Below are 12277 nucleotides of genomic sequence, written 5' to 3' on the forward strand. Positions count from 1 at the left end.
GCGCCGCCGTCTCTTGTCGGGATCGGTTCGCCTCCGGTGCGGGGTCGGTTGTGCCGGTGCGGCGCGGTGGGGTGCTCTCAGGGTTTTGCCAGGTGTGGTGGGGGTGAGTCTCCAGGGTGGTCGGGTTACATGGTTGCTGCCGCCGGACGGGGCGGGTCATGAGGGTTGGGGAACCCGGTGAGGGGCCTGCTTGCGAGAGCCGCCAGGGTCTAAGGGAGCCCTGGTGGGTCGTTCCGGCGAAGGGGGCTCGACCGGCCGGGAGTGGGAACCCGGCTCGGCGGTCTCGATGACGAGGGCCCGTGGGCCGGGACGCCACCCCGGCCCACGGGCCGCGGTCGTCCCGGGCGCGCGGGGTCCGCGCCGCCACCGCCGCTCGCACTGCCGCCCCGCGCGAGAGGGAATGACCTTAGAGTGGTGCTCGTGACTGCCTCCGCCCGATCTCGCCTCGTCTCCGGCCACTGGTCCCGCGCGACCGCGGGGCTGCTCACCCGTGACCACCGCCTCGAGGTCCCGCTCGACCGCTCCGGCGCCGGCGACCGTCTGCCGGGCGGCGCCGCCGCCATCACCGTCTACACCCGGGAGATCTGCCTGGCCGAGTCCGCCGCCGTCGACCCGCTGGCCAAGCCGCCGCTGGTCTTCCTTCAGGGAGGACCGGGCTGTGAGGCCCCGCGCCCGTCGGCCGACGCCGGCCTGGGCTGGCTCGGCGCGCTCCTGGAGCACCACCGGGTCCTTCTGGTGGACCAGCGCGGCACGGGCCTGTCCACGGCCATCGACCGGCCCGACGCCGGGGGAGGGCCGGTGGCCACGGCCCGCCTGCTCACGCACGTGCGCGCCGACGAGATCGTCGAGGACTGCGAGGACCTGCGCCGGGGACTGGGCATTGAGCGGTGGAGCCTGCTGGGGCAGTCCTTCGGCGGCTTCTGCGTCACGCGCTACCTGTCCGCCCACCCCGAGTCGGTCGGCACCGCCTTCCTCACCGGGGGCCTGCCCGCCGTCGGCCGCAGCATCGACGAGGTCTACGCCCTGACCTACGCGGCCATGAGGAGGCGCAGCGAGGACTTCTACGCCCGCTACCCGGCCGACCGCGATCGCATGGCCGCGCTCATGCGGGCCGCCGGGCGCGGCGAGGTGCGCACCAGCCGCGGCGACGCCGTCGGCCCCGAGCGGCTGCGCGGGCTCGGCTCGATGCTGGGGGCCAGCGGGGGACTGGACCGCCTGCACCACCTCCTGGAGCGCGAGCCGGGCTCCTGGGCCTTTTGCTGCGACCTGGCCGACGCCCTGCCGTTCGGCGGCCGCAACCCGCTGTACGCCGTCGTCCACGAGTCCTGCTGGGCCGACGGCGGCGTCACCGCCTGGGCCGCGGACCGGGCGCGCCCCGCGGACTTCGACGACCCGACCCTGCTGACCGGCGAGCACGTCGGGCGCGACGTCTTCGAGGAGGACCCCACCCTGCGGCCGTGGCTTGAGGTCGCCGAGGCGCTCGCCGCCCACGAGTGGGGGAGCCTCTACGACGCCGACGCCCTGCGCGCCGCGGACGTGCCCGGGGCCGCGGCCGTCTACGTCCACGACGTCTACGTCCCCATGGAGACCTCACTGGCCACCGCCGCCCTCATGCCGCGGCTGCGGACCTGGGTGACCAGCGAGTACGAGCACGACGGCTCGCGCGCCAGCGGGGGAGCCGTCTTCCGCAGGCTGCGGGACCTCGCCGACGGCGTCGTCGTGCGCTGAGCCCTCCGGGACCCCTCGCGGCCCCTGCGGGCCCGACGGGCTCAGATGTAGATGGTCGGGTCCATCATGAGCTCGGGGTCGGTGCGCGGGTCGCGCACGCGGGCGGGCACGCCCACGCCCACGTGATCGGCCGGCAGGTTCTTCACCAGGACCGCGTTGGCGCCGATCTTGGCGTTGTCCTGCACCGTCACCGGGCCGAGCACCTTGGCGCCCGCGCCGATCTGCACGTTGTTGCCGATGGTGGGGTGCCGCTTGCCGGGGTTCATCGAGACCCCGCCCAGGGTGACCCCGTGGAACATGAGGACGTCGTCGCCGACCTCGGCGGTCTCCCCGATGACCACGCCCATGCCGTGGTCGATGAAGAACCGGTTGCCGATCCTGGCCGCGGGGTGGATCTCGATCCCGGTGACGTTGCGCGCCGCCTGGGACAGGGCGCGGGCGGCGAACTTGTGGCCCGAGTGCCACAGCCTGTGCGCCGCGCGGTGCGCCCACAGGGCGTGCACGCCGGGGTAGAGCACGGCCACCTCGAGGCTGGAGCGCGCGGCGGGGTCTCGTCTGCGGGCCGTGGCCAGGTCCTCCTTGGCCAGCGTCCACAGCGAACGGTTCGGTTTGTGCATGGTGCTCCTCAGTGTTGGGCTCGGCGCCGGGCGGCACTGCCCGGAAGTCGGTCGAGAGCCGGCGGCCCGGGCGCCGCCGGCGGGGCAACGCCGACGGCGGCGCCCCTGTTCCCGGGGCGCCGCCGTCGGTCGGCCCGCCTCAGGGGGTGGCGGAGGCCGACGGGCGGGGACTCGCGTCGCGCAGCCGGTCGGCCCAGCAGGCTCAGTTGAGGTACTCGGAGTACAGCGGGGTCGACAGGTAGCGCTCACCGGTGTCGGGCAGCACGACGACGATCGTCTTGCCCTCGAGCTCGGGGCGCCGGGCGAGGATGTCCGCGGCGGCCAGGGCCGCGCCCGAGGAGATGCCCACCAGGAGGCCCTCCTCGGCGGCGGCGCGGCGGGCGTAGACGATGGCGTCGTCCGACGGGACGTGCAGCAGCTCGTCCCAGATGCCCTGGTCGAGAACCTCGGGGACGACGTTCGGGCCCAGCCCCTGGATCTTGTGCGGGGCGGCGCGGCCCTCGCCCAGCAGCGGGGACTCCGCGGGCTCCACGCCGAAGATCTTGACGCCGGGGCGCTCCTCGCGCAGGACCTGGCCGACGCCGGTGAGGGTGCCGCCGGTGCCGATGCCGGCCACGAAGGCGTCGAAGTCGCCGGCCTGCTCCAGGAGCTCGCGCGCCGTGGTCTCGCGGTGGACCCGGGGGTTGGCCGGGTTGGTGAACTGGGAGGCCAGGACTGAGTTGGGGGTGGCGGCCTGGATCTCCTCGGCGCGCTTGACCGCGCCGGCGACGCCGCCCTCGGTGGTGAGCACCAGCTCGGCGCCGAAGGCGCGCATAATCGCCCGGCGCTCCTTCGACATGGTCTCCGGCATGGTGATGATGACCTTGTAGCCCAGGGCCGCGCCGACCATGGCCAGGCCGACGCCCGTGTTGCCGCTGGTCGCCTCGATGATCGTGCCGCCCGGCTTGAGGTCGCCGGAGGCCTCGGCGGCGCGCACGATCGACAGGGCGATGCGGTCCTTGACGCTGCCGGCCGGCTCGAAGGCCTCGACCTTGGCCACAACCGTGGCGGGGCCGGAGACGACGCGGTTGATGCGCACCAGCGGGGTGCCGCCGACGGCCTCGGTGATGTTGGACAGGTAAGCCATGTAAGCCATGGTGCTTCTTTCTCGTGGTGTCCCGCCGGGGCGGGCCCGGCCGTGTGCGAGTGCTGCGGCCGATAAGACTGGTGGACGGGCCGGCGGGCCCGGGGCGCCGGATGGGGCGCGAGGTCGATTGACGGTTCGCGGCCGTCGGTGGAGGAGGGGGACCCGTCAGGCGCGCCGGTCACGCGAAGAGCCTCGCCGGGGTGCCGCCTCATAGCGCCGGGCATGCGCGCAGCGACGCGCGCACAGTGTCGTGGCCAGGCGCCCTATCGACACTGAAGACACTGGGAGCACTGACAGCAGGAGGACATCTCGCGCATGATGCCGTTGGCCATCATGGGGTCCTCCTCTCGTGTCCGGCTGGCCGCCTCAAGGGGCTCGCCGCCTGCGGCGCAGACAGTATTGCGGTGGTGCCCATGGGTGTCAAGGTGTCCGGGCGTCACTGCGCGCGACCCGGGCCGCGCGGGTCACGCGGGCAGCTCGACGACGCGGACCCCGGCGCTGTGGGGCGCGGCGGCCCCCGCCGTCGTCGCGGCCAGGAGCTCGGCGAGGCCGGTGGAGTCGGGGGAGCCGGTGGCCAGGAGGAGGACCGCGTGAGTCGCGCCCCAGACGGTCTCCTCGACGGTGAGGTCGTGCCCCCCGCGCGTGCTGGCCGCGCGCAGCTCCGCCTCGATCCGACCGGCGTCGGCCACCGGGATCCGCACGTCCCACAGGTGGCGGGTCGCCAGGCGGACCCGCCTGGCCGCGGCCAGGGCGCGCGCGGTCGCCTCCGAGTAGGCGCGCACGAGGCCGCCGGTGCCCAGGAGGGTCCCGCCGAAGTACCTGGTGACGACGACGGCGGTCGCGGTCAGGCCCGTGGCCCGCAGCGCCTCGAGCATGGGCCGGCCGGCCGTGCCCGGGGGCTCGCCGTCGTCGTTGGACCGCTCGACCGGCAGGGCGCCCGGGCTGGGGACGGTGTAGGCCGAGCAGTGGTGCCGGGCGTCCGGGTAGCGGCTGCGCACCGCGGCGATGAGGGCCCGCGCCTCCTCCTCGTCGTCCGCGCGCAGGGCGCGGGCCAGGAAGTGGGAGCGCTTGACCTCCAGGTCGATCTCGGGCTGCTCGCCCCGGGCCAGGGTGAGCGGCGAGCCGGACGAGCGGGACGAGTCCGAGGCGCCTGCGGAGGCGCCGTCGGCCGCGGGCGTGGTGGCGGGCATGGGGCCATCCTGACATGCGGGGCGGACGGGGCGCCGCGTGAGGCGCCCGTGGCCGATGAGGGCGGCCGGGACTGATCTCACACGTCTGCCGGGTCGCCCGGGCTGGAACAGGCTCGGGCGATGCCGTTATGGTGTCCCTCAGCCCAGTTTTGGACGGATCCGATGATCCCAGACTTTTGAGAGGAGCGGGCTCATGGCAGTGCCGAAGCGGAAGATGTCCCGCAGCAACACCCGCAACCGCCGCTCGCAGTGGAAGGCCAAGCTGCCCGAGCTCAACACCATCCGCGTCGCGGGGCGCGAGATCTCCGTGCCCCGCCGGCTGGTGAGGGCCTACAAGAGCGGACTCCTGGAGTACTGAGGTTACCGAGGTTACCGGGGTCCTTTAACCGGGCCGACGCGGTCAGCCGTCGTCGGCCTGTTCATGCGGGTGTAGCTCAATGGTAGAGCCTCTGCCTTCCAAGCAGATTGCGCGGGTTCGATTCCCGTCACCCGCTCGTTGATCGAGCCGGGCCGCCTCCGGCTTCCGGCGGCCCGGCTCGTTTCTCACGGGGTGTGGCGCAGCTTGGTAGCGCGCCTGCTTTGGGTGCAGGAGATCGCGGGTTCAAATCCCGCCACCCCGACCAAACACTCGACACTCAAACCCACGTCATGGTCGTCCCATGACGTGGGTTTTTGTATGGAAACCGGGGTGTTTTGGCTCGTTGTGAGCTGTGCGATCGACAGTGCAGGTCTTGGTAGAACGCGCTCTGGGATGGCCGATGGCATGTCAGATGTCCAGGACTTCGAAGGGGGGAATGGCGAGGGCTGATTCGACGCGTTCAGCCAAGGCGCCATCGACCTGGCCCAAGTGCTCAATGTCGGGGTACACGACCATCGTCTTGTCGCCCGCGACCCAGAAGTCACGATCCCACGTCTCGGGGTGGGACCACAGGTTCTCCTGGCCTGCGGCCCAGTCGGGCAGCTTCCGCTGGATCTTGGTGGCGACAGCCAGCTGGTTCTTGGCGGTCTGGTAGACGGTGTCGATGCGGGTCCCCTCGGGGGCTGGTTGACTGACGCGGACCAGGCGTCGCCCCATGAAGGTGACCCTGTGGTCTACGCCGTCAGTGCGCAGCGCGAGTTCGATCTCCTCGTAGCCCGCGCCCGCTCGTTGGTGCTTCTTCACGTAGTCGCGGAGCGCCTCCGCGACAGCCGCCGACAGCCCACCAGCGATCTCGCTAGCTTCGGTGAACAGGCTCACGTCGTCTTCCGCGACATACACGTTTCTACTGGGCATGATCATAACTATACGCATATTTGTGACGCTCGTCAAGCCCACCCACATACCTGACTCGTGCCACTTTAGTGCCCTGGGAGCTGGACGGCTGTGATGATGTCGGCGGCTTCGGCGGTGATCTGGGGTTGGGCGGTGACGGTGTGCCCGGCGATGGTGACCTCCACGCTCTGCAGCGGCTGGAGCGCGTGGATGATGCGCTTGATGGACATGCCGGTGGTGTCCTGCAGGTGGCGGGCGACGGCCAGGGCGGCCATGACCGTGGTCAGGTGGACCTCGATGGAGTCACGCTGGTGGTGGAAGACCGGGCGGGCCCGCAGGTCGTGCTTGGACATGTGCCACGACTGCTCGACGTGCCACAGGGAGCGGCAGGAGGCCATCACCTCGCCCGCTCCCATCCGGGGGCGGTCATGTTGGTCACGTACCCCTTGAGGCCGGCCCCGGCGCGAGCCCGGGCCAGGGCGGCCTCGTCCAGGGCCAGGTCGCCGCGCGAGCCGGCGACGAACCTGGGGCGGCGGGAGGAGGCGTCCCCGTCGATGACGGCCCTGGCCTTGTTCTCCTGCGCCGTCAAGGTGGCGTTGTCGCGGGCGAACCGCTTCGCGCTGTAGTGCCACACCACCCGCCAGTGCTCGGGATCGTCCTGGGGGACCACGGGGGCCGATCGCGCCTCTTGGAGCGCCCCGTTACGCTCTTGACGCCTCTTTTGGCGGTGGTGGTCTCGATGAGCTGGCCGTCGGTGTAAGCATCACCGTGGAAGTGGGTGTGCTCGGCCAGGTCGTAGGGCGCCTTCGTGGTCTTCGAGCCCACGATAGGGCTGGGCCGACCAAACACTCGACACTCAAACCCACGTCCTGAGAGACCTCAGACGTGGGTTTTTGGGCTGAAAGCGGCTTGTTCCGGACTGTTTTTGGTGGTTTGGGGCCACGAGGTCGGCTCGGCGGCTGCGTGGCGGGGCTGGTGCTTGCGACCTCGTGACCCCATGCAGCCCGGCAGTCCAGGGCTCCCGGCACTTCCAACGCAGGTGGGACGCGCTGGGACCTCACTGGAAGCGCGCCGAGCACCGGCGCGCCGCAGGCGCGGTGATGAAGCTCGTCCGTATGCGGACATGCGGACGACTTCGTCATTCTCGTGCACGGGCTGCGCGGCGATGCCCGGGCACTGCGGGTGCGAGGCCGCAGGTGCTCTTCCCCACAGGGCTGCGCCCGCCGGCAGGAGAAGACCCGTCCGACCCGCATCGATGAGGGGTGGGCGACTTCCTCGGATGGCGCGTCCGGTGCCGTAAGAAGAACGGGGACCGGCGGCAGAACCCGGGTCCACACCCACCCATCGAGGAAGTCGCTGTCCTCGATCAAGGACAAGATCCGGACACTGAACCGCAGAACACGGCACCGCGCACTCAGCAGACCTGCTCAAGCAGGTCAACCCCGCGATCAGCCGATGGTGCGCCCTGCTTCCACCACGGGGCGTCCAAGCGCACGTTCTCCTACGTCGCCCACTTCGTTTTCCGGCGGATCGTGGCTGGGCGAGCAGGCCCCACCCAGGGTGAACAAACGCACTGTCGTACGCCGGTTCCTCCCCGGCCGGGAGATCCGCGACGACGGGATCGGGCCCTTCCGAGCCAGACGCGCCCCCGTGACCCGCTACCGCTGCCGAGGGACCCGCCTCCCCAGCCCTTGAGGGCCGGGCACAACAGCATGAACCGGACGGAGGGCCGGACGCTCAGGAACGGGCACGCCAGGCTCGGAGGACGGCCGGCGGAGACCCATCCCACCCAACAGGCAGAGCACCGTCGACCGACCCTGCGCCTGCACCCGCACCCGGGAAGGGGCCTGACCTGTCTGGCCACCGTCCCCGGGCTGTTCCACATCCAGGAAGGTCGCGGGTTATGCTATGGCGGACAACATGCGCACATCCCTGATCCGCGAGGCAATCGACATGGCAGCCCGCAACCGCCCCCACACGACAGAGAAGACGATCCATCCCGCCCCCCGGGCCACGGCGCCCCAGCACACCTCCACCCAGTCCCGCCGACCACCTGGCGAACCACGGCGTCCGCACTCCAGGAGGGAAGAACCGCGGTGCGCCGAGCGGGCACCCGGGCCGAGTCGTGGGCGCCCGCCCTCAAGGAACGAGAACGAGTAGGGCGCACGCCGATGGTCCACCACCGCAAGAGGCAAGGCCATCAACGACGCCGCCCCCAGGATCGAGCCCGGCACACGATCAGAAACGATCCCACTCCGTCCTGAGGTGCAAGACTCCCAACGAGGTTGAGGAGGACACCACCGTACAAGACAAGCAGCCTGACAACCAGGCTTTCAGGCCTGTCCGCGAAACACCACGCAGTTCATTCGTATATCTGCACAACCAGGAAGCACCGAGGAGCCCTGTATGTCTCGTTCACTCCACCTGCTCAGCTGTCTGTCTCGTTTCCCTTCCCGCCCGTTGCGGTGTCATCGAGTTTTCCGCATCAAACTTCTGAGCAGTATCATGGTGTTGCTGGTCGCGTTGTATGTGGGCCCTGCTGCGTATTCGGCGGAGCTTCCCGGTGGTGAGTACGTGGCGCTGGGGGACTCCTACGCCTCGGGTTTCGGGGTCTCCCCGTATGAGTCGGGCACCGACGTCGACGGCGGCAACGAATGCAAGCGCTCCACCGCCGCCTACCCCCAGCTGGTGGGCCAGAGAATCGGCCGCACCCCGGCCTTCCACGCCTGCTCCGGGGCCCGCACGGGTGACCTCTACCAGGCCAAGACCGCCTGGGACGAACCCGCCCAGCTCGATGCCCTCAGCCAGTCCACTGGCGTGGTGACCCTGTCCATCGGCGGCAACGACGCCGGTTTCGCCCAGGTACTCGGCGACTGCATCGGCGGTTGGAGGATCCTGCCCTTCATCACCTGCAGCGGGGACAAGCAGATAACCGATCGGGTTGATTCCGCCATCGACGCCCTGGGCGGCACCGGCGAGCAGGACGGCATCCACAGCTACGAGCAGATCATGGGCGATATCGCCTCGCGCGCCCCCAACGCGACAGTGGTGGCCGTGGGCTACCCGAGCTTCTACTCCTCCCAAGGAAGGGTTGGCGGGATCATCCCCGGACGCTGCGAGGGCGTCAAGAAAGTCGACCAGCGCTGGATCACAGCCAAGACCAACGAGCTCAACACCGCCCTCAAGGCCGCCGCCCTGCGCCACGGCTATACCTTCGCCGACCCCGCCGGCTCCTTCGCCGGGCACGAGCTGTGCGGCCCAAGCGGCTCCTGGTTCTACGGGCTGTTCTCCGATGGCCGTTTCCACCCCACGGCCGACGGGCAGACAGCCCTGGCCGGCACCGTCGTCGACGCCCTGGGAACAGGGGCGGCCCAGGGGGCGTTCGCGCTCCCGGTCATGGCCGCCGCCGCTACCGCCCAAGCCGACAATGCCCGACCCGAGGCCGACCCGGTCATTACTCGCGACGGCGACCAGCTCACCCTGGACGCCTCTGACTCCACCGACTCTGACGGGGCCGTGGTCGGCGTCGACTGGTACATCGAGCGTGCCGATGGCACTGAGGAGGTGCTGAGCGGGACCCGGGCCAGCGTGACGATCCCCGCCGATGAGGCGGTCTCCGTCACCGCCGTCGTCACCGATGACCAGGGCAAGGAGGATTTCGCCACCACAGTCTTCCCCGCCTCCTAGACCAGGATCCGCCCCTCGGCGCCGCGACGCTGGCCTGGCCCGCCGCCGACGTCCTGGGCGTGCACCGCACCTACACGGGCAGCGTCGAGCGCGGCGAACGCAACCTCACCCTGCAAACCCTGGAACGCATCGCCGAGGAGCTCGACGTGAATGCGCGGGAGCTGCCGGCGCCGGGGGAGTAGGTCCTTCCTCGGCCAGGCTGGGTGATGCGCTGCGATGGGGGAGTAAGTCCCCTGCCCTGCTCCTTGAGGCTGGAGTCCTGGGATGAGAGTCGCCACAATGGGCCTATCTGGCCTATCTTTAGATCTGGCTCCCCATCCGCCGCATCACTTCTTGCAGCGCAGCCTCATCGCCATAGAACGCCGCGGCGCAGGCGTGTTGGTTCCGCTCGGCGGTGATGTGCTGCCATTTGCGGGTCCCAACCGGAGCGGTTGGCTGGCAAGGACAGGAATAGCCGGATGGTTCGGCCGTTACTCTCGCGGAAGGGATGGATGGCGTTGAGTTTGGAGCTGACCAGGAGGGCCGGCAGGAGGGAGATGGGCCCCGTCGGTGGTCACGCGGCAGGTCCGATGAACGCTCCTGCGATGATCCCACCGATAGGTGCGACCCATGCGGCGGGGATCTGGAAGGTCGGCATGGACGTCGACCTGGGCTTCTCGGCCCTCATCCCGGTGAGATCCGTGAGGTCGTACATGGCGGCCAGCAGTCATGAGGCGGCCACCGCGCTTCTTGTTCCGTCCCCATTTTGCGACCGCTGCGATGATGGCCACAAGGCCTATGCAGGCGAGGATCTTGAAGAGTCCGTCGACTCCGGTGATCGACTCTATAAATCCCAGAAAGTCGTTCCATAGGGTGATGAGGTCGGGTTGAGACATGATGGGGGCTCCTCCCGCTGCGCACTGGGCTGGTCTTTGTGCACATGCGGATCGCGTCCTGTGGGGCTTTGAGAGCGCGTACGGAGCGGACGACTCGGGGTCGTGTCTGGCTGTGTTCGGGCTGGTGCGCAGGGCTTGGAGGGCGTTGTGGACGGCGTGTGTGAGCTCGTGCTCTGCGGTGGGGAGTCGGCGTTCGGTGTCATACTCTCGTTCCGTGCGGGGCGACGGGGCGATGCTCGCCCGGGTGCTGGAGGACATCTGGGCGCCGCCTACCGGGGGTGGGGTGCTCTGACCCGTTCGCACGTCCCAGGTACGCACCCCACAGCCCTGGGCCCGCTGCCTTTGAGCTGAGCGTGTCCGCGTCCCGCAGTCGGGTCTCCTCCTTGGTGCTCAGCGCGTACTCGCCCGCTGTGGGCAGCCACCACGCCCACGGCAGGGGAAGGCCTGCGACCGTGGTCGCCCCCGCCCGCAGCTCGCCCGGAGTGGGTGACGGCGCCTCCGATCCCAGCGTGCAGTACGGCGCACCCAGGCCCTGCCCGACGGCGACCGCCACCTCCTCGGCCGCCGTCAGCGCGCGCTCGACCCGGGCCCGGTCGTCGCGGCCGGGAGCGTTGAGGGGGCGCTTCAGAGGAAGCCCTCTACGCTGGTCTGAAGGACGCGCGCCTCCGGCGCGTCCACGGTCGTGACCTGCACCTGCCCGAGGACCTCGGACCGATACCACGCTGTGACCACTTCGAACCCGCGCTCTGCCGCGTCCTGGATCGCCTGGGCCGGTGACCCGGCCTGCAGCGCCCGCGCCCGGGGTGCCGCCCCGAACCGGTCGGTGGGCGCCCCCAGAGGCACGGTCTCGACCTCACCGTCGAACACGCAGCCTACCTCCACCAGGACCGGCGCCGCCGCCAGGTGGGCGCTGTGGCGCCCGCCGGCCACCGGGCAGCCCAGGACCGATATCGGCCCCACCAGGGCACGGGACGGTGAGTCGGCCGGGGACGATGCCGGCCCTGGCCGGGCCCGCCAGGTGCTCCTCCTGGCGCGCACGACACCTGGCGACGAGCTCGGGTAGGGCCTGACGGAACGCCTCAACGGTCGGTGAGGCCAGGGATGAGCCCATTGTCGGGCGCCTGCCCGCGCGAGTCTGCGCCAGGACCTGGCGCTGCTCCTGGGCCTCTGGGACCAGCCGCGCCTCCTCGTCGTCGAGCTCCTCGCCCAGGCCGCCCAGCAGCACCAGCGCCGTCTCCCAGCACTCCAGGGCGGCTTCCGGCCCGCCGTCGTCAGGACCCGTAGCGCCGCGTACCCGACTCCCAGGACGCTGCAGGCCTCGTAGTCCAGAAGGTATGAGCTGTCGCAGAAGGCCTCTGGGAAAGCGGCCAGGCGGTAGTCGAGGTCGTTGACCGCCCGCTCGGGAAGATCCCGGGCACCCTGCCCCACCAGCTGCCACATGTCGGCCAGCAGGTCGGCGTAGCCCCGCGGGTCGCTGCGCGTCGCCAACCCCGCGAACAGCGGCGACAGGCGCGTCGCGCAGGCCAGAGCCGCCGCGGCGAGGTCGGCATGGTCCAGGCCCTCAAGATCGGGCCTGACTCATGACGCTTAGTGTGCCGGGGGTGGGGTGCTCAGGGCGGTGAGGATGTCGTTAGCGGCGTCGGTCAGACGCGGTGCGGCTGCGAGGTGGTGGCCGTTGAGGTTGATGGTGACCTCCTGCAGGCTGCGTAGCTCGCGCACGATCCTGGCGATGCTGATCCCGGTGGCGTCCTGGAGGTAGCGGGCTACGGCCAGGGCGGCCATCACCACGGTCAGGTGCGCCT

At 70.6% G+C, this 12277-nt stretch carries 10 protein-coding genes, 2 tRNA genes and 2 pseudogenes; 7 read left to right on the forward strand and 7 right to left on the reverse strand.

Annotation, left to right across the window (positions count from 1 at the left end; genetic code table 11):
- Nucleotides 1–420: 420 nt before the first annotated feature.
- Nucleotides 421–1728 (forward strand): alpha/beta fold hydrolase, encoded by a 1308-nt coding sequence (locus O145_RS14470; protein ID WP_156966810.1) that lies wholly within the window; start codon nucleotides 421–423, stop codon nucleotides 1726–1728.
- 41 nt (nucleotides 1729–1769) lie between these two features.
- Here O145_RS14470 and cysE read toward each other — a convergent pair whose 3' ends face one another.
- The 3 genes from cysE to O145_RS14485 form a co-directional block, all read right to left on the reverse strand.
- On the reverse strand, nucleotides 1770–2345 hold the full coding sequence (gene cysE / locus O145_RS14475; protein ID WP_043564251.1) for a serine O-acetyltransferase: 576 nt from the start codon (nucleotides 2343–2345) through the stop codon (nucleotides 1770–1772).
- A 202-nt stretch (nucleotides 2346–2547) separates the two neighbouring features.
- Entirely contained in the window at nucleotides 2548–3471 is a 924-nt protein-coding gene (cysK, locus tag O145_RS14480) for a cysteine synthase A (RefSeq protein ID WP_043564260.1), read from the reverse strand.
- 464 nt (nucleotides 3472–3935) lie between these two features.
- A complete protein-coding gene (locus O145_RS14485) occupies nucleotides 3936–4661 on the reverse strand; it encodes an IMPACT family protein (RefSeq protein WP_043564253.1) in 726 nt (241 codons plus the stop codon).
- 193 nt (nucleotides 4662–4854) lie between these two features.
- Between O145_RS14485 and rpmF the strand changes: the two genes are divergently transcribed.
- The 3 genes from rpmF (at nucleotide 4855) to O145_RS14500 (ending at nucleotide 5284) form a co-directional block, all read left to right on the forward strand.
- Entirely contained in the window at nucleotides 4855–5019 is a 165-nt protein-coding gene (rpmF, locus tag O145_RS14490) for a 50S ribosomal protein L32 (RefSeq protein ID WP_043564254.1), read from the forward strand.
- Between the two features lie 65 nt (nucleotides 5020–5084).
- Nucleotides 5085–5155: transfer RNA gene (locus O145_RS14495), tRNA-Gly, on the forward strand.
- A 52-nt stretch (nucleotides 5156–5207) separates the two neighbouring features.
- Nucleotides 5208–5284: transfer RNA gene (locus O145_RS14500), tRNA-Pro, on the forward strand.
- A 143-nt stretch (nucleotides 5285–5427) separates the two neighbouring features.
- On the opposite strand, the gene O145_RS14505 is transcribed toward O145_RS14500, so the two are convergent.
- Together O145_RS14505 and O145_RS20045 are read right to left on the reverse strand one after the other, a co-directional pair.
- Nucleotides 5428–5934: an EXLDI protein gene (locus tag O145_RS14505; protein ID WP_229118607.1), complete on the reverse strand. Its 507-nt coding sequence runs from the start codon at nucleotides 5932–5934 to the stop codon at nucleotides 5428–5430.
- 65 nt (nucleotides 5935–5999) lie between these two features.
- Nucleotides 6000–6741, reverse strand: a pseudogene (locus O145_RS20045) (IS1634 family transposase); the annotation flags it as partial.
- A 1746-nt stretch (nucleotides 6742–8487) separates the two neighbouring features.
- On the opposite strand from O145_RS20045, the gene O145_RS14515 reads away from it, so the two are divergent.
- The 3 genes from O145_RS14515 to O145_RS14520 all read left to right on the forward strand — a co-directional run bounded on the left by O145_RS14515 (nucleotide 8488) and on the right by O145_RS14520 (nucleotide 10451).
- Nucleotides 8488–9600: an SGNH/GDSL hydrolase family protein gene (locus O145_RS14515; RefSeq protein ID WP_043564256.1), complete on the forward strand. Its 1113-nt coding sequence runs from the start codon at nucleotides 8488–8490 to the stop codon at nucleotides 9598–9600.
- Between the two features lie 53 nt (nucleotides 9601–9653).
- Nucleotides 9654–9782 (forward strand): helix-turn-helix domain-containing protein, encoded by a 129-nt coding sequence (locus tag O145_RS17730; RefSeq protein ID WP_267489942.1) that lies wholly within the window; start codon nucleotides 9654–9656, stop codon nucleotides 9780–9782.
- 321 nt (nucleotides 9783–10103) lie between these two features.
- On the forward strand, nucleotides 10104–10451 hold the full coding sequence (locus O145_RS14520) for a hypothetical protein (protein WP_156966812.1): 348 nt from the start codon (nucleotides 10104–10106) through the stop codon (nucleotides 10449–10451).
- A 648-nt stretch (nucleotides 10452–11099) separates the two neighbouring features.
- Here O145_RS14520 and O145_RS14525 read toward each other — a convergent pair.
- Together O145_RS14525 and O145_RS18750 are read right to left on the reverse strand one after the other, a co-directional pair.
- A complete protein-coding gene (locus O145_RS14525; protein WP_156966813.1) occupies nucleotides 11100–11435 on the reverse strand; it encodes a hypothetical protein in 336 nt (111 codons plus the stop codon).
- A 627-nt stretch (nucleotides 11436–12062) separates the two neighbouring features.
- Nucleotides 12063–12277 (reverse strand): annotated as a pseudogene (locus O145_RS18750) (IS1634 family transposase); the annotation flags it as partial.

It is taken from the genome of Actinomyces israelii DSM 43320 (genome assembly GCF_000711965.1).
GTDB lineage: Bacteria > Actinomycetota > Actinomycetes > Actinomycetales > Actinomycetaceae > Actinomyces > Actinomyces israelii.